Origin of the sequence: Deinococcus marmoris (assembly GCF_001949125.1) — a bacterium.
Classification (GTDB): domain Bacteria; phylum Deinococcota; class Deinococci; order Deinococcales; family Deinococcaceae; genus Deinococcus; species Deinococcus marmoris_A.
The window spans coordinates 1-21769 of record NZ_MSTI01000091.1 but is presented as its reverse complement, the minus strand read 5'-3'; the positions used below and the strand labels follow the sequence as shown (position 1 = coordinate 21769).

Genomic DNA, 21769 nt, shown 5'->3' with positions numbered 1-21769 from the left:
GCAAATTCTCGTTGATCTAGACAATGGAGCTTATTGCCCTTTCCAGGCTCTAAGCTTGCTCCATCCCAAATTGGTCCAACCACTGGACCTTCAAGTCGGAAACAAGGAGGCGAGATGACAGCGCAGCCGATCAAACAGCAGAAACTGGCTGCCAGTGCGGCAGAAGAACTTCTGGCCCTGATCCTGCGCGGAGACTTCGCGGCTGGTCAGCGGTTGCCCCCCGAACGGCTGCTGGCCGAACAGATGAACATTTCCCGCACCAGCCTGCGGGACGGAATTGCCCGCCTGGAGGTTCTTGGACACCTGGAGGCGCGGCAGGGCAATGGGGTTTTCGTCCGCGAACCTTCCGCCGCCCACCTGACCCAGCCGTTCCAGGGCATGCTTATCCGCTCGCCACAAAAGCTGGAGCATCTGCTCGAATTCCGCCAGATGATCGAGCCGGAAGTGGCAGCACAGGCCGCTGCCCGCGCCACGCCCACCCAGATTGCCCAGCTCCATCTGTGTCTTGAGCGTCAGGAAGCCGCGTGTAGACGTCACATCAAACTCAGTGATGAGGACATGGTCTTCCACAACCTGATCGCCCAGATTGCGGGCAACGAGGTGGTCATGCTGGTGCTGGAAACTCTGCGGTCCCTGATGGTGCAGTTGCGAAATCAGGTGGTAGGAGACAAACCGGAATTGACGATTTCGGAACACCGCGCGCTGGTGGGGGCCATTGCCAGCGCCTCGCCCGAGGCCGCCCGTCAGGCCATGCTCGTTCACATGGCGTCCGTCCGTCGCCACGCCGCCCCCCTCATTAATCAAGGAGAAGACAATGCGTAAATCCCAGTTCCTGATGGCCTTCCTGAGTGCCGCCTGCCTGAGCGCCGCTTCCGCCTCGGCACAGACCCTGACCGTGGGCCTGGACGCCGACCCGCCCAAACTGGACCCGGCGCTGTCCACTGCCCTGGTGGACCGTCAGGTCATGAACCAGATTTTCGACAAGCTGGTGGATCTGGACGTGAACCTCAAGGTGGTTCCAGCGCTGGCAACGTCATGGAAGGTGAGCAACGGCGGCCTGACCTATACCTTCAAGCTCAAGAGCGGCGTGAAATTCACAGATGGCACGGTGCTGGACGCCGCCGCCGTCAAATACGGCCTGGACCGCAACCGCACGCTGGAAGGCAGCGCCCGCAAGAACGAGATGAGCAGCATCAAGGAAGTCAAGGTCATTGACGCGCAGACGGTTCAGCTCAATCTGTCGCAGTCGTATGGCCCGCTGCTGGCGGTGCTGACGGACCGCGCAGGCATGATCGTCTCGCCCACGGCGGCCAAGAAGGCCGGGGCCGATTTCCAGAACAATCCGGTGGGCAGCGGCCCCTTTACCTTCGTCAGTCGCGTGCGCCAGGACAACATCACCCTGAATGCCAACAAGAGCTACTGGGGCGGCGCACCCAAGATCGACAAACTGATTTACCGCCCCTTCACCGACGGTGACGTGCGCTACGCCAACCTGCTGTCAGGCGCGGTGCAGGCCATCACGCCGATTGATCCCAAGGACATCAGCAAGCTAGAGCAGAACGCCAAATTCAGCGTGCTGAACTACCCTGGCATCGGCTTCCAGGGCGTGTGGTTTAACGTGACCCGCGCGCCGTTCAACAACAAGAACTTCCGGCAGGCGGTGGCGGCCACCATCGACCGCGAGGCGATTGCCAAGAGCATCTTCTACGGCACGGTCACGCCCGCTGCCGGTCCCTTCCCGCCCGGCACCCCTGCCGCGTCCTCGGCCATCACGGTGCAGAAGCCCAACATCGCCCTGGCCAAGCAGAAACTTGGCGGCAAGCCGCTGACATTCACGCTGCTGACCACCCCTGGCAGCGTGACCACGCAACTGGCGCAGGTGTATCAGGCCATGTTCGCGCAGGCCGGAATCACCGCCAAGATCGAGCAGGTGGAATTCGGCACCCTGCTGGACCGCGCCGACAAACAGGATTACGACGCCCTGATGCTGGGCTGGAGCGGACGCCCCGATCCTGACGGCAACATCTACGATTTCTTCGTGACAGACGGCACCAACAACCAGGCCGGGTACAGCAACAAAACTGTGGACAGCCTGCTGGCCAAGGCGCGCGCCCAGACCGCCATGACCGCCCGCGCAGCCACCTACAACGTCGCGCTGAGTACCATCATCAGCGACACCCCGTACACCTGGGTCTACTTCCAGCGCAATCTGGTGGCGAGCGTTAAGGGTCTGACCGGCCTCAAGCCCATCCCAGACGGCATCATCCGATTTAAAGACGTGGACCTGAAGTAACGGACATTCTCTCGAAGGGGCGGGCAGTTGGTCTTGCTCGCCCCTTTCGCACTTTTCAGATCAGGAGGTCCAGTGGCTGTTTTCGCGTTACGCCGTTTGCTGTCGTCCATTCCTACTTTGTTGATCGTCACGGTGATCATCTTCGTGATGGTCAAGCTGCTGCCCGGCGACCCGGCCCGGCTGATCCTGGGCCAGGAGGCCACGCCTCAGGCCCTGGCTGAACTGCGCCGTTCGCTGGGCCTGGACCGCTCGTTGTTGCAGCAATATCTGAGTTGGCTGGCCGGGGCCGTGCGGCTGGATTTTGGCACCAGCCTGACCGACAACAGCAGCGTGAGCAAACTGATCGCCCAGAAACTGCCGGTGACCCTGGAACTCTCGCTGTTCGCCATGCTGATCTCGCTGCTGATTTCCCTGCCTGCCGGGATTCTCAGCGCGATGCGGCGCAACACCTGGGTGGACCGGGTGCTGACGCTGCTGGCGCTGTCGGGCATCAGCCTGCCCAACTTCTTTCTGGGCATCCTGCTGATCTACCTGTTCAGCATCCAGTTGGCCTGGATTCCGGCGAGCGGTTACACCAGCCTGCTGGAGAATCCGGGGCGCAATCTGCTGCTGCTGCTGCTGCCCGCCGTCACGCTGGGCGTCGGCTCGGGGGCGGTGCTGACGCGTTATCTGCGCTCCAGCCTCAGCGAGACGCTGACGCAGGATTACGTGCGAACCGCCCACGCCAAGGGCCTCACGGCGCGGCAGGTCACCTCCAAACATGCCCTCAGAAATGCGCTGATTCCCTTTTTGACCGCTTTCGGCCTGCAACTGGGCGGCCTGCTGGGCGGAGCGGTGATCACCGAGCAGATTTTCAGCATTCCCGGCTTCGGGCGGCTGCTGGTGGACGCTGTGTTCACCCGTGACCTGCCCGTGATTCAGGGCGTGGTGCTGGTCTCGGCAGTGGCGGTCTTCCTGGTCAGTTTCCTGGTGGACCTGGGCTACGCGGCAGTAGACCCACGCATCCGGTACAACTGATGGCGGTACAAGTGACAGGAAGCCCACTGAGGGGAGCGAGAACATGACGACAACGGTTTCCAAGACGCCAAGCCCGGAGAAGCGGCGGTTGCCTGCGCCATTGCGGCGTTTTCTGGGCAACAAGCTGGCCGTCATCGGCCTGTTCGTGCTGTTGATCTTCGCGGTCTCGGCGCTGCTGGCCCCCTGGGTGGCCCCCTTTGACCCCGCGCAGATCTTCTTTTCCGATTTGCGGGCCGCTCCCGGCGCGGCGCACCTGTTCGGGGCCGATGAACTGGGGCGCGACATTCTCTCGCGGGTGGTGTACGGGGCGCGGGTGTCCCTGAGCGCCGGGCTGATCTCCGTGACGCTGGCCCTGGTGTTTGGCGGCGGCATCGGCCTCGTCGCCGGGTACGTCGGCGGCTGGGTGGATGACGTGCTGATGCGTTTCGTGGACGCGCTGCTGGCGCTGCCGTTTCTGGTGCTGGCGATTGCCCTTGCCGCCATCCTCGGCCCCAGCTTGCAGAACACCATGATCGCCATTGCCATCGTGACTGCCCCTGCCTTTGCCCGCATCACGCGCGGCGAGGTGCTGTCGCAGCGCGAACGCGATTATGTGCAGGCCGCGCAGGCACTGGGCGCGGGCGACGGACGCCTGATTACCCGTCACCTGCTGCCCAACATCAGCGGGGCGCTGATCGTGCAGACCTCGCTGGCCATCGCCAATGCGATTCTGGCCGAGGCCAGCCTGTCCTTCCTGGGCCTGGGCATTCAGCCGCCCGCGCCCAGCTGGGGGTCCATGCTCAATGCAGCGCGCGGCTACCTGACCGATGCGCCGTGGATGGCCCTATTTCCTGGCCTTGCCATTTTCCTGGCCGTGCTGGCCTTCAACCTGATCGGCGACGGGTTGCGGGAAGCGCTCGATCCGCGTGGACGGGTGGGGTAATACGGACTCCGATTGAAAGGTGTTGAGAACACCTGGAAATCCGAACGAGCGTCCAAGCGTCCTCTCTGCGAGCTGTACCAGTCATGGGCGCTGCTCTGGACAATACAGTGAGCAGGAGGAAAACGGATTCCGGGTGTGGAGTGCAGGAACCCTGCGCGGTCCCGATTTCTGCCGCGTCACAGCCGGAATCCGTATCAGCACGGTCAGACGCGTTGTGCCAGAAGCGCGCAGGAGCCACTCGCTCGTGGCAGGATCACCGTGCGCCTACCGCGCCGTCCAACCCAGATCAAGGTCCAGCACGGCCCCGGTCATGCCCCAGGCGGCGGGGCTGGCGACGTAGCTGGCCAGGGCAGCGATGTCTTCGGGATTCAGCAGTTGCTTGATGGCCGCGCTTTCCAGCATCACTTTCTGCTCCACTTCCTCAACAGTGATGCCGCGCGTACGCGCCTGATCGGCCATCTGTCCGGTGACCAGCGGCGTTCGCACATAGCCGGGGCAAATGGCATTCACAGTCAGGCCCTGATCGCCTGCCTCCAGCGCCGCCGTGCGCGTCAGGCCGATCAAACCGTGCTTGGCGCTGACATACGCCCCCTTGAAGGGACTGGCGACGTGGCCGTGAATGCTGGAGATATTGATAATTCGGCCCTGACCACTCCGGGTCAGGTGCGGCCAGGCGTACCTGGACAGCAGAAACGGCGCGGTCAGCATCACGCGCAGCATGGCGTCCCAGGTGTCCTCGGGAAAATCGGCCACCGGGGCAATGTGCTGGAAGCCCGCGTTGTTGACCAGTACATCTAATCCGCCCAATGCAGCCACCGTCTCGTCAACGGCGCGGCGGCAATCCTCACGCTCAGACAGGTCCGCTCCAATGAACGTCAACTCGTGTTCGGCGGCAATTTCGCGTCCTTCTGGTCGGTCCAGATCAAGGACGGCCACCCGCAACCCATCGGCCTGGAATCTGCGTGCGATAGCGAGGCCGATGCCACCTGTTCCGCCTGTGACCAGCGCGGTTCTCTGTTGCTGTGGTGTTGTCATGCCCCGGAGTGTAGGACGGAGGCGTTACCGCAGCGTTCGGGATGAAATGACCACCCCATGACCGCCCAGCGCCCGCGTCTTTGGCAGCGGCTCCAGTCCCAGTTCATCCAGAGCGCTGAAGAGTTGATCGTAGACCCGGCGGGCGGCGACAGCCTGGCCGAGTGCATGCCAGGTGCGCATCAGGGCGTGGGCGGCACTCTCGTGGGCGGAGTCCAGAGCCAGCGCGCGTTCGGCGGCGCGGACGGCCAGCTCGGTGTTTCCACCATCCAGGGCCAGCTCGGCTTCGGCGGCCAGCGCGTCGGGCAGGCGGGCGGCGTAGCGCTGGGCCTCGTTCTGCACGTCGCTCAGGTCAGAGTCGGCGATCCGCCCCGGCAGGGCCAGCAGTCCTTGTAGACGTCCAGTGTCTCCGGTCTGCGTGTCCAGCAGCGTGCGGGCGGCATGCAGATCAATGCACAGATCGGGACCAGGCTTGAGGCGAATCCAGTCGCCGCGTTCCAGAAACATGCCGCTGGCCGCCCCCTCTTCCAGCACCTGCCCCAACGCATGCAACGTCACGCGGAAATTGCGCTCGCCCACACCGGGATCAGCCCCTGGAAACAGCGCCTCCTGCGCGGCCTCGCGTGCCAGACCAGCGTCATGGACAGCCAGGAGCGCCAGCAGATCACGCGCCCTGGCCCGTCCCCAGTCGCGCGCCCTCGTCTCATGGCTGCGGGTGACTGAAACACGCCCCAGCACGGAGATCTGGACCCTGAAGCCGGGCGTCTGATCTGGCTGGGGCAAGTGCAGGTAGCCCAGTTGGCGGGCAATGGGCAGCAGGGCAAGCTGAAGTTCGGGGTGGGCGTGTGCCAACTGCGCCAGTAAACGCGCCCGCCCAGATGAACTGGAGACTGGCGACAACAGGCCGCGCCGGGCCAGCAGAAACGGATAGCGCGCCGCCGCATGGGCCGCCTCCAGATCCCCGCTGCCATCCGCAGCGAAACGGGCCAGTGCCACGCAGGCCATTCCAAAGGCGTCGCCGCAGGTCTGGAAGGCGGTGAGGGCAGCGTCCAGTCCAGGCCCATCGGTGTTCCCTGACTCCTGCACGCCCAGCGCCGCCGCCAGATGCAGCAGACCAGCCATGTAGCCGTCACCGCCCGTCTGGGCCAGCGCCTCGGTTTTCAGCCTCATGGCCTGCGCCGAATCACCCGCCCGGCCCGCCAGTGAGGCCAGTCCCATCAGCGGCTCCACACGCAGGCGGCCCGAAACGCGCTGGGCCAGCATCAGGGCGTCTTCGTAGGAGGCCCGCGCACCGTCCAGATCACCCGCCGTCATCCCGGCATGCCCCAGCCGTGCCAGCGCCAGCGAGCGCACGAAGGGGCTTTCCAGGCGCTCGCCCTCGGCCAGTCCGGCGCGGGCGTTCTCGGCGGCCTGCGCCGACTCGCCACGCAGGGCATGGACAAAAGAGGCGAGCAGCAGCCCCTCCCGGTGGTTCTGAGCGGCCCGCGCACCGCCCGCCTCGCCCCGTGCCGCCGCCAGTGCCAGTTCCAGCGCCCGTTCCAGATCGCCGGAACGCAGGGCGGCTCTTGCGCCGTCCCGCAAACTGGGTTCCAGTGCCAGCGCCTCCGGCAGCCGCCCGGCGTTCAGCAGATTCTCGGCCCGCATGCGCCGGAGTATGGGCGAGTCGGGGGCCAGGGTGGTCGCCACATCCAGCGCTTCCCAGGCCGCGTCCGGCTGCACCGTGTCCAGCGCCACCTGTACCTGCCCCAGCGCCCGCAGCAGCGGCGTGGCCTGTTCGTACTCGGCCAGCGCCTCGCCGTACCGCGACGACAGGCGCAGGGCGTCCCCCGCCAGGGCGTGCAATTCGGGCGTCCAGACCGCGCGGGGCAGGCGGCCCAGGCTGCGCTCAATCAGCCCGGCCCGGCCCTGGTCCAGCCATCCCGCCCCGTACACCGAGAGCAGCGCCGCCGCCCGCGCCGTGTCGCCCGACAGCAGATGTGCAGCCAGCGCCCGGCGAGGCCGTCCAGTGCGCTCAAAATACGCTGCCCCACGCGACGCCAGTGCCTCGATTTCAGTGCTGTACAGTCCGGTCCGCAGGTGGGCACGGAGCAGGGGATGGGCGCGGTAGACCGCACTTTCCGAACCGGCCAGATGATCCGAGCGCGTCAGGAAGGTGCCGCCGTTCGCCAGCGCCTCCAGAAGTGCCGCCCCATCTGGCTCATCCAGCACTTCACGGGCCAGTTCAGGCGTCAGCTCCTCGAACAGGCTGCCGCGCGTCAGCACCGCCCGCAGGGCTGGGTCCAGCGGTCCCAGCACCTCGGAAGCCAGGTAGGCAAACAACGTTCCCAGTTGTGCCTCTCCACCGTCCAGATCAGCGAGCGCGGCCAGTTGAACGCGGCCCTGCGTTGCCGCCTGCGCCAGAAAACGCACCGCGATAGGCCAGCCCTCGGTGACGGTGTGGGCCAGCCGCACTTCCGCGTCGGCAGGATGAAGGCCGCCAGCACGAAGCAGCCCGCCCACCTCCTGCCGGGTAAAGGCCAGCTCTGCCGTTCCCAGTCGCGTGACCTCGCCCGCCGCGTCCAGCCGGGCCAGTTCGGGCAGTGCGAGCGGCACGCGTGAAAGCAGCGCCAGCCGCCCAGCCGTGGTGCCGGGGAGGCCGCCGCCCAGCAACTCGCGCAGCAGGTCGCCCACGGCCCCGCCGCCCCCACACTCGGCACTCAGATGCTGCGCCTCATCCAGCACCAGCAGGCCACCGCAGGCGTCCAACAGATCTGCCACGCGCGCCGCCACACGGCGGGGGGAAGCTCCAGCGTCCAGCAACCCGGCCACCTCTGCGCCTCCCGGCAGGCCCTCGGCGGCCAGTGCCAGCCCGGCGGCCAGCACCTGTGGATCGGCGTCATCGGCATCCAGGGTCAGCCACGCGTGCGCCCCGCCCGCCATGCTTCCGGCCAGCGCCGTGGTCTTGCCGTAGCCTGCCGGGGCCACCAGCAGCAGCACCCGCGCGGCTTCCATCACCGTCTGTAGGCGGGGCCGGGCCAGAGCGCCGCGCACCGCAGGCACCCGCGCCCGCCGCCGCGAGGTCAGGTCACGCCAGGTCAGGGTCATGCCCGATGCTAGCAAGGCCATGCTGCTGCGGTCTGCCCCGCTCCTGATTTAGGGGCCTGGAGCAAACATACTTGATGGAGAGGCGCGGAGGCCGGCGGGTGGCTCTGCCCGCTACAGCGCCAGATACGCTTCCCGCACGCTGGGGTCCGCCAGCAGCGCCGCGCCCGTCCCCTCCTTGACCACCTCGCCGTTTTCCAGCACATAGGCCCGCTGCGCCAGCTTGAGGCTGAGGCCCACATTCTGTTCTACCAGCAGCACGCCGACGCCCTCGGCATGGACGGCTCTCAGCGCCCCGAAGACGGTCTGGGTCATCAAAGGCGAGAGGCCCAGGCTGGGTTCATCCACCACCAGCACGCTGGGGCGGCCCATTAAAGCGCGGCCCACGGCCACCATCTGCTGCTCACCGCCCGACAAGGTTCCGGCCAGTTGCCCGGCACGTTCGGCCAGACGGGGGAACAGCGAATAGACGTGTTCCAGCGTCTGGGCCTGTTTGGCGCGCGCCTCGGGGCGCATGGCCGCGCCCAGTTCCAGGTTCTCGCGCACGGTCATGAGGCCGAACAGTTCGCGGCCCTCGGGGACATGGCCCAGGCCCAGACCCACGATCTGCGTCGGCGTGGCACGGGTGATGTCCTGCCCACCCAGGCGAATGCTGCCGCCTGTAGGCCGCACCACGCCGCTGACAGCCCGCAGCGTGGTGGTCTTGCCCGCACCGTTGGCCCCGATCATGGCGACGAACTCTCCCGGCCCGACGCGCACGCTGACGTCCCACAACACCTGAATCTTGCCGTAGCCAGCGGCAAGGTTTTCAATGATCAATTCCTGGCCCTGGGGGGCGGTCATGGGGTGGCCTCCAGGTGGATGAATCTATTTTCGTTGGGGGCCTGCTGGGTGGCCCCCTCACCCTTCCGTCGCTTCGCTCCTCCCTCCCTCTCCCACAAGTGGAGAGGGGAAAAAGCTCCCAGCCCCTCAGACTCTTTGACCCTTAGACCTTTCATTCCACTCATGCTCCCAGCCCCTCTTCCGTGCCCAGATACGCGGCCACCACCTGCGGATGCGCCGTGACCTCCCGGTAGGTGCCGTGGGCAATAACCTGACCCTGATCCATGACCACCACGCGGTCTGCCAGATCACGCACCACCGGCATGATGTGTTCAATAAACAAAACGCTGACGCCATCGGCGCGCACGCTCCGTATCAGTTCCACTGCTTCGGCAGCCTCGGCGGGGCGCAGACCGGCCATCACCTCGTCCAGCAGCAGCACGCGGGGACCCGTCGCCAGGGCACGGGCAATTTCCATACGCTTGTCCTGGAGTAGCGTCAGTTCATGGGCGGCTCGGGCGGCCTGATCGGCCAGTCCAGTGCGTTCCAGCAGGTCATAGGCACGTTCGCGGGCCTGCGGCAACTTTGTACCGGGCTGCCCGAACAGTGCGCCCACCGTCACGTTTTCATGGACGGTCATCTCCGGGAAAGGGCGCACCACCTGAAAGGCGCGGCCCAGCCCGGCGTGGCAGCGCTGTTCCATCGGCGCGTGTGTGATGTCCTGACCCAGCAGTTCCAGCCGCCCCGAACTGGGCCGATACACCCCCGACAGCAGGTTGAGGAGGGTGGTCTTGCCTGCACCGTTCGGCCCGATAACGGCCAGGATCTCACCGTCGTAATGGTCAAAGGTCACGTTCTGCACAGCCTGAAGACCGCCGAAGCGCTTGCTCAGCCCATCGGCCTTCAGCACCACTTGCCCCACTGTGTTCACAGGTCACCCCCGTGCCGCCCGCGCCGGAACAGGCCCATCAGCCCGCGCGGCAGCCACAGGATGCTCAGCATCAGCACCAGCCCGTAGACCACCAGATAGCCGTTCTTGACGACGTTGTGCAGCGCTTCCTCTGCAATACGCAGTACGGTTGCGCCCAGGATCGGCCCCAGTGTGGTGTACAGCCCGCCAAAAATGCTGGTGGTCAGCGGCGCGATGGAATTGGCGAGACTGAAGGTATCCAGCGGACTGATAAAAAAGGTCTTGCCCGCGTACAGCACGCCTGCCAGCGCTGCCAGAAAGCTGGAGATGAAGAATGCCGCCAGCTTGTAGCGCACGGTGGACACGCCCAGCACCCGCGCCGTTTCCTCACCCTGCCGGATGGCGGCAAACGCATGGTGCAGGCGGCCCGTCCGCACCGCCAGACTCACGCTCGCCGTTAAGGCCAGCAGCAGCAGGGCCAGCAGATACTGCCCGCGCGAATTGCCGCCCAGCAGCGCCGGAACCAGCAGGCCGTTCGCGCCCCCCGCCACATCTTCCGGCAGGTTCTGGATGATCGTCCGCACCACCTCGGTAAAGGCGAGGGTGGCGATGGCGAAGTACATGCCGCTCAGGCGCATGGTCACTGCGCCCACCAGAAGGCTGACCACACCAGCGCCCAGCGCCGCCAGCGGCATGGCCAGCGACCAGACCAGGCCAGTTTTCAGCAGCAGTGCATAGCCGTATGCGCCCAGCCCGTAGAACGCCGCATGCGCCAGGCTGACCTGCCCGCTGCGCGCCAGAATGTCCCACGACAGCGCCATGATCCCGGCCACCAGCGTAAAGAAGCCGATCTGGAGCAGGAAGGCGCCCAAGTCTCCCAGTGGCAGGAAGGGAAAGGCCAGCGCCAGCAGGAAGAAGATCGCCAGCGGCACCAACGCCACACCCGTAATGTCTGGTTTGCGGGCGGCCTGCCGTTTGGAGGCAGGCGTGCCCATGCGGTCTGCCCTCATGCGGCCTTCCTGAACGAGCGGATCACCAGTGTGCCGAAGATCATGAGGAAGAACACCGCGTCGCTCCAGCCGCCGCCCCCCGGCACGTAGGTCTGGACCAGCGCCTCGGACAGGCCCAGAATGACGGAGGCCCACAGGACGCCGGTCAGGTTGCCCAGCCCAGCCATCACGATGATGGCAAAGGCTTTCAGCGCAAAGACCAGCCCCACAGTGGGCGAGGCGAACAGCAACACGCTGACCAGCACCCCGGCCACCGCCGCCAGCCCGCACGACACGCCGAAGGCAATCAGGTACACGCGGTCCACCGGAATGCCGATCAGTTGCGCGCCCCGGCGGTTCTGCGCCACCGCCCGCATCTGGCGGCCCAGCACCGTGCGGTACAGCGTGAAATACAGCGCGCCCAGCACCACCACCGCCAGCCCGAAAGCGATGGCCTTGGGGCCGCCGATGCTCAGCTCGCCGATATTGAGGCTGCTGGCCTGATAGGGCGTGGTGACGGTGCGGGTGTTGCCGCCCAGCAGCATCAGCGCCAGGTTTTGCAGCAGGATGCCCAGCCCGAAGGTCAGCAGCATCTGGTTCAGTTCCGGGGCCAGCAGCACATGCCGGATGCTGACGCGGTAGGTCAGCGCGCCCACGCCGAAGACTGCCACCGCCACGATGGGCAGCGACAGCAGCGGATCGATGCCCAGAAAGGCGCTGGCGGCCCAGGCCATGAAGGCCCCGAGCATCAGGAACTCGCCGTGCGCGAAGTTGACGATACCCACCACGCCCACCGCCAGTGCCAGACCGGAGGCCACCAGCGCGTAAATCCCACTTTGCAGCAGGCCATTGAGCAGGGTTTGTAAAAAGAGATCCATTCAGGCTCCGTAGGGTGGCGATTTATTTGGGTCTTGATTTGTGGACGGAAGGTTAGTGTTGGGTCAGATGCTCCAGAAAGGCTGTTCTGAACTCGTCTGGTGCTTCAATAAAGGGCGAGTGCCCCACACCGGGCAGCACCAGTTCGCGCCACTTGCCGCCGTTGGCTTCCCCACGTTGCAGCACGGTGCGCGTCTGCATCAGCATCGGCTGAGGTGGGCAGACGTCCGCGCCGGGCCAGCCAGGAACTGCGCCCAGCGCCCCGAGTTGGGCCAGATCGAACAGGCTGGCATCCCCCACGATGGCGTCGGCTTCCCCGCGTACCCACAGCACAGGTGGCGGCGGGGTCAGGTCAGCAAACGCCGAAAGGTTCATGTATTTGGAACTGAAAGCGTTCGCCACCCCAGCCGTCCCCGGCGCGACGTTCGGCCAGTGTTCGCTGGCGGTCATGTCGCCGGGATAGAAGCCGTCCCCGGTACGGGTTTTGAGCATGGACGATACCCACGCCTCTTCCTTCTCTGGGTCCGGTTGAAACTGTGCGGCGTTGAAGTAGAACTTCCGCATCACGTCGCGCGGGCTGCCTGCCGTGTCAGAGCGGTCTCCGGCAGCCACCGCCGAGACGAAGGCGGCATTGACCGTGCCGCCGCCCGAACCCGCGAAATCCGCGTTGTTGGGCGTGCCGTCCGCGCCGTGCGTGCCGCCGAAGCCGTAGGGACTGACCGGGGCCACCAGGGTTAAGGACTGCACCCGCTCCGGTGCGGTCAACGCCACCTGCATGACCACGCCGCCGCCCATGCTCCAGCCCAGCAGGTGCGCGCCCTTCCATTCCAGCGCGTCCAGCAGGGCCAGAAGATCATCAGACCAGTCGCGCAGGCCGCGCGTGGCGTCAATCGGTCTGGCCTCACTGTCGCCGTAGCCGCGCAGATCGGGGGCGACGGCGTGAATGTCACCGGGCAGAGAGGCCATCAAGTCGCGGAAGAACTCGCCGTCGGAGACGTTGCCGTGAACGAACAGAAGCCGCCGCTTCGCCTCGCCCGTCGCGGGGCGCTCCAGCACGGCGGTGTTGAGGCGGGAGGTCTGGACGGTTCTTGAAGTGGGTGTCATGGTGGCCCCTTTATTTATTGTTCGGATGTGCAGGGGTGGGAGCTTGCGGTTTAACCCCTCCGGCCCTTCGGGCCACCTCCCCTTAGAAGGGAGGCAAGAGTTGCGGAATTGCCCGGCCAGTCGCACTCCTTGGCTCCCTTTTAAGGGGAGCTGGCTGCGAAGCAGACTGAGGGGTTAAACCGTCGCCGCCCCCTTGCCCCTACTTGCCCCACACCACGGGCTTCTGCGAAAAGTTGGCCGGGTAAACGGGCACGCGGGTGTCGTTCAGGAACTGGAAGTGCAGCCAGTTGCCCGCCTTAAAGCCCTGGTACTGGGTCTTGAGGCTCTTGCTGAAAGTCAGTGGTCCAAACGGCGTGGGCATGTTGATCCTGGCGAGTTCGGCGGCCACCTTGTCTTTGTCCACACTGCCCGCCTTGTTAATGGCGGCGGCCAGCGACTTGAGGTTCACGTAGGCCAAAGGCGCAAAGTACTCCTCCGTGACGTTGTTGAACTTCTTCTTGTAGGCCGCGACGAAAGCGGCGCTTTCCTTGTTGGGGCTGGTGGGCAGCCACAGACTCAGGCCCGCGATGTCGTTGGCCAGGGGGTTTTTCTCGAAGCCCACGGGCCAGCTCGGCGGCGTGCCGTAGATCAGGCCCAGCTTGAGGTTCTGCTGCTTGATCTCAGTGGCCAGCGGCAGGGCGTCGGTGTCGTAGCCCACCCAGTACATGATGTCGGGTTTGGCGGCCTTGGCCTTGCTGACCAGCGGGCCGAAGTTGCCGCTGCCGGTCTTGAACTTCTCGGTCAGCACCACATTGAATCCGGCCTTCTTGAAGGCGTCCACGGTGGCGTCGATGCCCGCGCTGCCGAAGGGGCCGTCCTCGTAGGCGATGGCAATATTTTTGGCCCCCTGCTTGTCCTTGAGGGTCTTGAAGAAGCCCAGGATGGCCTCGAAATTGTAGTAGGACCACGGGTGATAGTGAAAGAAATACTTGTGATCGGCGAACGCATCCTCGACGGGCGTGGCAGCGGCCCCGATCCAGGCCATGAAGGTGTTGTACTGCTTGGCCGGCCCCGAAAGGGCCACACTGACCGCGCTGCTCACGCCGCCGGCCATGAAGTCCACCTTATCCACCGTGACCAGCTTGACGAATTCCGGCACCGCCTTGGCCGGGGCGCTGGCGTCGTCACCGTAGACCACTTCCAGCGGTTTGCCCAGCACGCCACCAGCCTTATTGATCTCATCAAGCGCCAGTTCGTAGCCGTTCTTGGCCGCCTGGCCCGACACGCTGCCCGCCCCGGAAAGGGGAATCAGCACGCCTACCTTTACTGCGCCCGCACCGGAAACCGCGAGCAACACGCCCGTCAGAAGTAGAGTTTTCATAACGCGCGCAGTGTAATGGGGAGGCGTCACATGGGCGTTACAGCGTGGGGGAAGGGAAAGGAAGACCTGACCAGAAGCCTCACTGTGACCGCCGCGTAACGCTCCCCGCCTACCCTTTGCTGTAATGAGCGACAAGCTGTGTGGACCAAGGCTGGAAGCGGGCGCGAGGCCGGGTGAATGGGTCTTCTCGACCCAGGCAACGTTTTCTGGTGTGGAGGTGCCGCTTCGGCTGGGCGCGCAGTCCTGGGGAACACTGAACGCGGCGCGCGATAATGCCGTACTGGTCTGTCACTACTACACCGGCACCATGCGCGCGGCAGGACTGAACCCGGACGGTACACCCGGCTGGTGGGCCGCGCTGATCGGGCCAGGGTTGGCGCTGGACACCGAGCGTTTCTTCGTGATCTGCATGAACACGCCGTCCAACGTGCAAGCCCATGATCCTGGCATCGTGACCACCGGACCGGACACCCCTCACGCAGATGGAAAGGCGTGGGGCGGACGGTTTCCGGCCTGGGATTTTGGCAACCTGCATGCCATCCAACTGGAATTGATGCAGGCGCTGGGGGTGGAGCGCTGGCACGCCGTGGCTGGCCCCAGCCTGGGCGGGTTGCAGGCCCTCCAGTGGGCGGCGCGGACCCCCAGACTTGCGCCGCGCGTGGTGGCGGTGGCCGCCAGCCCATACATCGGTCCCGTGCTGCGTGACGCCTTCACTCCCTTTCTGCATCAGGTGGCGCAGGCAGGCGGCCTGGATGAGGCCCTGCGTCTGATCACCTTCTTCGGTCTGGGCGCTGACGGGCTGGAATCGACCTTCCGGGACGCCGATCTCGGCAGCTACCTGTCCTCCCGCTCGGGGACGGCCAGCCTGCCGCACATTCTGGACATCGCGCGGTTGATAGAGACGCACGATCTGGCGGCAGTGGCCCCGCACCCCAGGCTGTTTGCACACTGGACTGAGACCGGGCTGCGGCTGCTCACCGTGAACGTCGCCGTGGACCAGTTCTTCCCCGCCGCCGAGATGCGGACCTTCGCGCAGGCGTCGGCGGCAGCGGGGGTCAGTCACGTCCATCTGGAATTTGCCTCCGCGCAGGGACATCTGGGCTGCGTGAACGACACACTGGCCTTTGCCACGCAGGTGCGGGACCTGCTGGACGCTCCAGCAGCGCCGCCTCTGCCTGTTGCCAACGCCGAACACCTTCCGCAGGTCTGATCCAGGTGCATGGCGTACCACACGCCATACAGCACGGGCAGTGCCATCAGACCAGACGGGAGGGGCGCTCGGACGTTCACGACGATCAATCCACAAGTTAATGACCGCTATGCCAGCCGTGTAAAACAGCATCATGCCGATGGCTGCGGGCAGCGCCTGATGCCCGTGCCACCAACCAAAGCCGCTCCCGCCAGCCCCTTGATCATCACCGTGGGCAAGTTCGGTCTGCGGGCCAGCAACTTCAGGACTTGCCCCTGCACAGCCTGTTCTGAGGAAGAGGTCAAAGTTCACACGGGCCGATTGAACCTTTCCGTCTGATCAGCGGCCAAGAGCAGGTGGCGGGTCATGCAGCGTATGGGGGCGGCGTCATCAGTCTCTGGCGGCTTCACGCTCCCATTGTCAGCCGCCAGTTCTCTCAGCGTGCGAACAACACCCGGTTGTCTCTGCTGACCGCATGCCGTCCTGCACAGCCGTGCCAGGTTGAGTATGCTCAATTGGTCAATTCACACTCAATGCAACCTGGCGGCACTCCGCCGCAGGTAAGCACCCAGGGAGGGTCTCTTGGATTTCATGCTCGACTCAGAAGAACGCCAGCTCCAGCAGCTCGCCCGGACCTTTACCGGGCGGGAGATCATTCCGCAGGCGGCGGAGCTGGACCGCACCAAGGCATTTCCGCAGGCCATCTACAATCAGGCGCTGGCCCTGGGTCTGCTGAACCTGACCGTGCCGGAGTCCTACGGCGGCGCGGGGCTGGGCTGTCTGGCCCTGACCCTGGTTACCGAGGAACTGTGCCGGGGCTGCGTGGGCGTCGGCGCGGCGCTGAGCATCAACTCGCTGGCTGCCGACGCCATCATCCACCACGGCAGCGAGGGGCAAAAGCAGTGGGTGCTGCCCCGGCTGGTGGCTGGTGAACTGGCCTCTTACGCCGCGACGGAGCCAGGGGCGGGCAGCGACGTGGCGGGCCTACAGACCCGCGCGGCACGCGACGGCGACGACTATGTCCTGTCGGGCAGCAAGACCTGGATCAGCAACGCCAACCGCGCCTCGTTCTTCGTGGTGTTTGCGCGAACGGGGGGCGGTCAGGCAGGTGAGGGAGGCAGTCGGGGCCTGAGCGTCTTCATCGTCGAGCGTGGCACGCCGGGACTGCGCGTCGGGGAGCCGCTGGACAAGCTGGGCCAGCGCTGCGCCCCCACTTGCGAGGTCTTTTTCGACGACTGCCGCATTCCCGCCTCGCAGCGCATCGGTGAGGAAGGCCAGGGTTTCCGCATCGCCATGGACGCCTTTGACCACTCCCGCCCGATGGTGGCGGCTTTCGGGGTGGGTGTGCATGCCCGCTGTCTGGAGGAAAGTCTGGCCTACGCGCAGACCCGGCAGACGATGGGGCAGCCGATCATCCGCCATCAGCTCATTGCCGCCAAGCTGGCCGAGATGTCCACCTCGCTGGAGGCCGCCCGGTTGCTGGCCTACCGCGCCGCGTGGCTGATCGACCACGGCCAGCGCAACACCCTGGCTGCCTCGCAGGCCAAGCTGTTCGCCGCCGAGAGCGTGATGGCAGCGGCCACCGAGGCCGTGCAGATCTTCGGCGGGATGGGGTACTCGACGGAATATCCGGTGGAGAAACTGTTCCGGGACGCCAAGGTGTTGCAAATCTACGAGGGCACCAGCGAGATCCAGAAACTGGTCATCGCCCGCGAGTTGCAGCGGTAATTCAGGTTGCCTGAACAGCAGCAGGAGGAAGAGTCATGAATCTCAAAGACAAGACGGTGCTGATCACGGGGGCAGCCTCCGGGCTGGGGGCAGGCACGGCCCGGATGGTGGCCGAGGCAGGCGGCTTTCCATTGATGCTGGATCTGAATGCGGAGGCGGGCGAGGCGCTGGCCGGGGAACTCGGCGGCCTGTTCGTGCGGGCAGACGTGGCCAGCGAGGCAGATGTGCAGGCCGCCCTTCATGCCGGGCTTGAGCGCTTCGGCGCATTGCACGGGGCAGTAAGCTGCGCCGGGATCGCCCCGGCGGCCACCACGGCAGGCAAGCGCGGCCCGCACCCGCTGGACGTCTTCGAGCGCACGGTGCGGGTCAACCTGATCGGCACCTTCAACGTGATCCGCCTCGCGGCGCAGGCCATGCTGGACCACGAACCCGGCGAGGGAGGAGAGCGCGGGGTGATCGTCAACACCGCCTCAGTGGCCGCCTACGACGGTCAGATCGGACAGGCGGCCTATGCGGCCAGCAAGGGCGGGGTGGTGGGCATGACCCTGCCCATCGCCCGTGATCTGGCCCGCAGCGGCATCCGCGTGGTCACCGTGGCTCCCGGCATCTTCGAGACGCCCATGCTCCAGGGGCTGCCGCAGGAGGCCCAGGATTCGCTGGGCCAGCAGGTGCCGTTTCCCAGCCGCCTGGGCCGCGCCGACGAATACGCCGCGCTGGTGCGGCACATCTTCGAGAATGGGATGCTCAACGGCGAGACCATCCGGCTGGACGGCGCGATCCGAATGGCCCCCAGATGAGCGCCCAGACGGCAGCGCAGCCCTATGAACGGGCAAGGCGCAGCACCCTGACCCTGGCCGAATGTCCTGACAATTCCCCGTCACCACAGGAGAACCCATGAGAGAAGCGGTCATTCTGGAAGCGGTTCGCACCCCCTACGGCAAGCGGGGCGGAGTTTACCGTGAGGTTCGGCCCGACGCCCTGCTCGCCTTCACGCTGAATGGGTTGCTGAGCCGCGCGGGCCTGGAGGCGGGCAAAATCGAGGACGTGATCACCGGCACCGTCACGCAGACGGGTGAACAGGGCGCGAACATCGGGCGGCTGGCGGTGCTGCTGGCCGGGTTTCCCGCCGAAGTCCCGGCCCTGAGCCTGAACCGCATGTGCGGCAGCGGGCAGCAGGCCGTGCATTTCGCGTCGCAGGGCGTGGACGCCGGGGACCTGACCTACGCCATCGGCTGCGGCGTGGAGAGCATGACCCGCGTGCCGATGTTCAGCGACATCGGCGGCGGCTTCGAGCGCCTCAATCCCGCATTGCTCTCAGCGGTCGATCTGATCCATCAGGGGGAGAGCGCCGAGCGCATCGCCGCCGCCTGGAACCTGAGCCGCGAGATGCTCGACGCCTTTGCCGCCGAAAGCCACCGCCGGGCCGCCGCGTCGCGCGGGCTACACGCCGAACTGCTGCCCGCCCCTGGGCTGGACGCCGACGGAAACGCCATCACCGTTCAGCACGACGAGGGCGTGCGCGGCGACATTGACCCGGTCAGGATGGCCGCCCTCAAGACACCGTTCCGGGAAGCCGGGGTGGTCACCGCCGGGAACGCCAGCCAGATCAGCGACGGGGCCGCCGCCGTGCTGGTGGGGGACCGGGAGGCGGCTGTCGCTGACGGCCTGCGCCCACGCGCCCGCTTCCGCGCCCGCGTGGTGGTAGGAGACGATCCCACCATGCAGCTCACGGGCGTTATTCCGGCCACCCGCAAGGCGCTGAAAAAGGCCGGGATGACCCTGGCCGACATCGACTGGATCGAGATCAATGAGGCTTTCGCCAGCGTGGCCCTGGCGTGGACCCACGAGCTGAAAGCCGATCCGGCCCGGGTCAATCCCTGGGGCGGGGCCGTGGCCCACGGCCATCCCCTGGGGGCCAGCGGCGCGGGATTGATGGCCAAGATGCTCACTGGTCTGGAAGCCACAGGCGGCACGTTTGGATTGCAGACCATGTGCATCGGCCACGGCATGGCAACCGCCACCATCATCGAACGCCTGTGAAGTTCTGGGCCGTCAACCGCTTTCGCAAGGAAGGAACAAATGAACGAAACTCCTGACCGCAATGATGCACCAGAAGAGAAAAAAGACGCCCAGCACGCTGCCCGGAGGCCTTGTGATGAGGTGAGTGTCACCCGGCACAGCCTGAATGTAAACGGCAGGACCCTGAACTACACGGCCACGGCTGGAACGATGGTGCTGCTTGAGGAAAAGCACGCCAAAGACGGCGAATTTGAAGGCAACAAGGGGCAGGCCAGCATCTTCTTCGTGGCCTACGCCCTGGACGATCAGGAGGCCACGACGCGCCCGGTGACCTTCGCCTACAACGGTGGCCCGGGCAGCCCATCCCTGTGGCTGCACCTGGGCCTGCTGGGGCCGCGCCGGGTGGTGATGGGCGACGCCGGTGGGCTGACTGGGCCGCCCTACCGGCTCACGGACAACGAGTTCACGCTCCTGGCGGACACGGACCTCGTGTTCATCGATCCGGTGAGTACAGGCTATTCCCGCGTGACCGAGGGAGAGAATCCAGGCGATTTCCACGGCTTCCAGAAAGACATCGAATCGGTAGGCGATTTTATCCGCCTGTGGACGACGCGCGCGGGCCGCTGGCTCAGCCCTAAATTCCTGCTTGGCGAGAGTTACGGCACGCTGCGTTCCGCTGGCCTGAGCGGTTACCTGCAAGAGCGTCACGGCATGTTTCTCAGTGGACTGATGCTGATCAGCGCCATCCTCGATTACGCCACGGTGGACACCACGCCGGGTCACGACCTGGCATATGTCACCCATTTGCCAACCCAGACGGCCACGGCCTGGTATCACGACAAACTCGGCGAACGCCGCCCCCTGGAAACGGTGCTGCGGGAAGCGGAAGCGTTTGCGGACAACGAGTATTCCAGCGCCCTGCACCTCGGTGCCCGCCTGTCGCCAGACGTCCGTCTCAAGATTGCCCAGCGGTATGCCCGGCTCACTGGCCTGAGCGAGCAGTTCGTCCTGAACCACGATCTGCGTGTTCCGCTGTCGCGCTTCTGCAAGGAACTGCTGCGGGATCAGGGGCTGACCGTCGGGCGTCTCGACAGCCGTTTCACGGGCATTGACCGCGAGAAAGGCGGCAGCGGCACGGATTACGATCCAAGCTACGCGGCCATCGTGGGACCTTACACAGCGACTCTGAACCATTATGTCCGTCAGGAACTGGGCTTCCAGTCTGATCTGGCGTATGAGGTCCTATCGGGGCGGACCCGTCCGTGGAGCAACAAGGACTTCGAGAACCGGCACGTGCGGGTGTCGGACACCCTGAGAAGCGCCATGCACCAGAACCCCCATCTGAAAGTCTTGGTAGCTGCCGGTTACTATGACTTCGCCACACCGTACTGGGCGATGCGGCATACCTTTGATCACCTGCAACTTGATCCCGGTCTCCAGAAGAATATCCGCGAGGCGTTCTATGAAGCTGGCCACATGATGTACGTGCACCTGCCCAGTCTGGAGCAGCAGTATCAGGACTTGAGCGCCTTTATCAAGTGGGCGAAAACCTGAGATTGACCCCGTTCAGGGCCAGGTAAGGTTGTGGGCGATGACGGTCAGGACGACGCACAACCGCGATGGGACCAGTGTTTTGGTCTGGACAGACTGGGCATTCTCAGCAGCAAGTTGCGAGAACACCGTTTCAATGCGTTTGTGTTGGTTGGTGTGCTGACCGCCATCCGGTGGTCTACCGGGAATTGCTCCTGAGCGGATAAATTTAGCCCACGATGGGCAGAGCGTCGATGACTCTCTGGTGACGACACTTTTTCTCAGCGCTGAAGTGCGATTTGGTCCAACGGTGAAGCGGGCGAATGCTGCGCCGACGATCTCAACTGTGTTGGAAAGAATATCGATCCATGTCACCTCGATTTTCATCGTCTGGACGCGGAGCAATCTACGCCAGCTCAAGTCCTGAACGGGGTACTCCCTCCAGACGTTCTGCGCTCGCCTTGAGGCATGACAAGGACTCTGATTGAATCGTTTGCAAAAACGATGAAATCCGAGCGGGAGGAATAGCGTCCTTATGGGCGTCTGTTCATGACGAGAGCGAGAAGGAGAAGGATGATGTTGTTAGGGTTTGGTGGAGGGTAAGTTCAGTGTGATTCACACTGGAGGACAGAATGTCCGTACCCAAGCAAAAGTTCACCGCTGAGTTCAAATACGAAGCTGTCCGCCTGGTTCGCACGACCGGTAAGAGTTGCGCTCAGATCGCCCGTGACCTCGGCGTTCCTCCTCACTACGTTGTCCGGTGGAAGCAACAGCAGGACCATCAAACGGCCGCTGGACGCCCTGCCTTCACCGGGCGGGGGATCCCCGCCCTTTCACCACAGGAGACTCGTCTTCAAGAACTCGAACGGGAGCTGGAAATTGCGCGACAGGAACGGG

General features: G+C 65.1%; 18 protein-coding genes and 1 pseudogene. 10 read left to right on the top strand and 9 right to left on the bottom strand.

Going from position 1 to position 21769, the window contains the following annotated elements; translation table 11 throughout:
• Window positions 1-114 precede the first annotated feature (114 nt).
• The 4 genes from BOO71_RS13420 (at window position 115) to BOO71_RS13405 (ending at window position 4232) form a co-directional block, all read left to right on the top strand.
• Window positions 115-822: a FadR/GntR family transcriptional regulator gene (locus BOO71_RS13420; RefSeq protein ID WP_075833185.1), complete on the top strand. Its 708-nt coding sequence runs from the start codon at window positions 115-117 to the stop codon at window positions 820-822.
• Window positions 815-2293 (top strand): ABC transporter substrate-binding protein, encoded by a 1479-nt coding sequence (locus BOO71_RS13415; protein ID WP_083653413.1) that lies wholly within the window; start codon window positions 815-817, stop codon window positions 2291-2293. Before BOO71_RS13420 ends, BOO71_RS13415 begins: the two co-directional genes overlap by 8 nt.
• Before the next feature lie 72 nt (window positions 2294-2365).
• Window positions 2366-3310, top strand: coding sequence for an ABC transporter permease (locus tag BOO71_RS13410; RefSeq protein WP_075833181.1), 945 nt, complete (start codon window positions 2366-2368; stop codon window positions 3308-3310).
• A gap of 43 nt (window positions 3311-3353) precedes the next feature.
• A complete protein-coding gene (locus BOO71_RS13405) occupies window positions 3354-4232 on the top strand; it encodes an ABC transporter permease (RefSeq protein ID WP_075833179.1) in 879 nt (292 codons plus the stop codon).
• A gap of 264 nt (window positions 4233-4496) precedes the next feature.
• Here BOO71_RS13405 and BOO71_RS13400 read toward each other — a convergent pair whose 3' ends face one another.
• From BOO71_RS13400 to BOO71_RS13365, 8 genes are all read right to left on the bottom strand, one after another.
• Entirely contained in the window at window positions 4497-5267 is a 771-nt protein-coding gene (locus tag BOO71_RS13400) for a 3-hydroxybutyrate dehydrogenase (protein WP_075833177.1), read from the bottom strand.
• Window positions 5268-5291: 24 nt separating this feature from the next.
• Complete coding sequence (locus BOO71_RS13395) at window positions 5292-8348, bottom strand: BTAD domain-containing putative transcriptional regulator (protein WP_075833367.1); 3057 nt, start codon at window positions 8346-8348, stop codon at window positions 5292-5294.
• Between the two features lie 111 nt (window positions 8349-8459).
• Entirely contained in the window at window positions 8460-9188 is a 729-nt protein-coding gene (locus tag BOO71_RS13390) for an ABC transporter ATP-binding protein (protein WP_075833174.1), read from the bottom strand.
• Between the two features lie 160 nt (window positions 9189-9348).
• Window positions 9349-10098: an ABC transporter ATP-binding protein gene (locus BOO71_RS13385; protein ID WP_217694894.1), complete on the bottom strand. Its 750-nt coding sequence runs from the start codon at window positions 10096-10098 to the stop codon at window positions 9349-9351.
• Window positions 10095-11087 (bottom strand): branched-chain amino acid ABC transporter permease, encoded by a 993-nt coding sequence (locus tag BOO71_RS13380; protein WP_139322937.1) that lies wholly within the window; start codon window positions 11085-11087, stop codon window positions 10095-10097. The genes BOO71_RS13385 and BOO71_RS13380 overlap by 4 nt, the downstream gene beginning before the upstream one ends.
• Complete coding sequence (locus BOO71_RS13375; RefSeq protein ID WP_075833171.1) at window positions 11084-11944, bottom strand: branched-chain amino acid ABC transporter permease; 861 nt, start codon at window positions 11942-11944, stop codon at window positions 11084-11086. The genes BOO71_RS13380 and BOO71_RS13375 overlap by 4 nt, the downstream gene beginning before the upstream one ends.
• A gap of 52 nt (window positions 11945-11996) precedes the next feature.
• Window positions 11997-13046 (bottom strand): alpha/beta fold hydrolase, encoded by a 1050-nt coding sequence (locus BOO71_RS13370; RefSeq protein WP_075833169.1) that lies wholly within the window; start codon window positions 13044-13046, stop codon window positions 11997-11999.
• A gap of 199 nt (window positions 13047-13245) precedes the next feature.
• Complete coding sequence (locus BOO71_RS13365) at window positions 13246-14406, bottom strand: ABC transporter substrate-binding protein (RefSeq protein ID WP_075833167.1); 1161 nt, start codon at window positions 14404-14406, stop codon at window positions 13246-13248.
• 124 nt (window positions 14407-14530) lie between these two features.
• Between BOO71_RS13365 and BOO71_RS13360 the strand changes: the two genes are divergently transcribed.
• From BOO71_RS13360 to BOO71_RS13340, 5 genes are all read left to right on the top strand, one after another.
• Window positions 14531-15616 carry an alpha/beta fold hydrolase gene (locus BOO71_RS13360; protein WP_083653412.1) on the top strand — a complete coding sequence of 362 codons (1086 nt, stop codon included), beginning with the start codon at window positions 14531-14533 and terminating at the stop codon, window positions 15614-15616.
• Between the two features lie 570 nt (window positions 15617-16186).
• A complete protein-coding gene (locus BOO71_RS13355) occupies window positions 16187-17323 on the top strand; it encodes an acyl-CoA dehydrogenase family protein (protein ID WP_217694893.1) in 1137 nt (378 codons plus the stop codon).
• A gap of 35 nt (window positions 17324-17358) precedes the next feature.
• Entirely contained in the window at window positions 17359-18120 is a 762-nt protein-coding gene (locus tag BOO71_RS13350) for a 3-hydroxyacyl-CoA dehydrogenase (protein WP_075833163.1), read from the top strand.
• Window positions 18121-18217: 97 nt separating this feature from the next.
• Window positions 18218-19363: a thiolase family protein gene (locus BOO71_RS13345; protein ID WP_075833161.1), complete on the top strand. Its 1146-nt coding sequence runs from the start codon at window positions 18218-18220 to the stop codon at window positions 19361-19363.
• Window positions 19364-19483: 120 nt separating this feature from the next.
• Window positions 19484-20896, top strand: coding sequence for a S10 family peptidase (locus BOO71_RS13340; RefSeq protein ID WP_075833359.1), 1413 nt, complete (start codon window positions 19484-19486; stop codon window positions 20894-20896).
• A 12-nt stretch (window positions 20897-20908) separates the two neighbouring features.
• On the opposite strand, the pseudogene BOO71_RS29315 reads toward BOO71_RS13340, so the two are convergent.
• Window positions 20909-21052 (bottom strand): annotated as a pseudogene (locus BOO71_RS29315) (IS982 family transposase); the annotation flags it as partial.
• A 452-nt stretch (window positions 21053-21504) separates the two neighbouring features.
• Here BOO71_RS29315 and BOO71_RS13335 point away from each other — a divergent pair.
• A partial coding sequence (locus BOO71_RS13335; RefSeq protein WP_139322934.1) for a transposase occupies window positions 21505-21769 on the top strand: 265 nt, incomplete at its 3' end.

Excerpts from the sequence above, each read along its gene's own strand:
- BOO71_RS13355 (WP_217694893.1), top strand. The coding sequence starts at position 16,187 with ATGCTCGACTCAGAAGAACGCCAGCTCCAGCAGCTCGCCCGGACCTTT.
- BOO71_RS13350 (WP_075833163.1), top strand. The coding sequence starts at position 17,359 with ATGAATCTCAAAGACAAGACGGTGCTGATCACGGGGGCAGCCTCCGGG.
- BOO71_RS13365 (WP_075833167.1), bottom strand. The coding sequence starts at position 14,406 with ATGAAAACTCTACTTCTGACGGGCGTGTTGCTCGCGGTTTCCGGTGCG.
- BOO71_RS13360 (WP_083653412.1), top strand. The coding sequence starts at position 14,531 with ATGAGCGACAAGCTGTGTGGACCAAGGCTGGAAGCGGGCGCGAGGCCG.
- BOO71_RS13405 (WP_075833179.1), top strand. The coding sequence starts at position 3,354 with ATGACGACAACGGTTTCCAAGACGCCAAGCCCGGAGAAGCGGCGGTTG.
- BOO71_RS13420 (WP_075833185.1), top strand. The coding sequence starts at position 115 with ATGACAGCGCAGCCGATCAAACAGCAGAAACTGGCTGCCAGTGCGGCA.
- BOO71_RS13345 (WP_075833161.1), top strand. The coding sequence starts at position 18,218 with ATGAGAGAAGCGGTCATTCTGGAAGCGGTTCGCACCCCCTACGGCAAG.
- BOO71_RS13380 (WP_139322937.1), bottom strand. The coding sequence starts at position 11,087 with ATGAGGGCAGACCGCATGGGCACGCCTGCCTCCAAACGGCAGGCCGCC.
- BOO71_RS13390 (WP_075833174.1), bottom strand. The coding sequence starts at position 9,188 with ATGACCGCCCCCCAGGGCCAGGAATTGATCATTGAAAACCTTGCCGCT.
- BOO71_RS13400 (WP_075833177.1), bottom strand. The coding sequence starts at position 5,267 with ATGACAACACCACAGCAACAGAGAACCGCGCTGGTCACAGGCGGAACA.
- BOO71_RS13375 (WP_075833171.1), bottom strand. The coding sequence starts at position 11,944 with ATGGATCTCTTTTTACAAACCCTGCTCAATGGCCTGCTGCAAAGTGGG.
- BOO71_RS13395 (WP_075833367.1), bottom strand. The coding sequence starts at position 8,348 with ATGACCCTGACCTGGCGTGACCTGACCTCGCGGCGGCGGGCGCGGGTG.
- BOO71_RS13415 (WP_083653413.1), top strand. The coding sequence starts at position 815 with ATGCGTAAATCCCAGTTCCTGATGGCCTTCCTGAGTGCCGCCTGCCTG.
- BOO71_RS13370 (WP_075833169.1), bottom strand. The coding sequence starts at position 13,046 with ATGACACCCACTTCAAGAACCGTCCAGACCTCCCGCCTCAACACCGCC.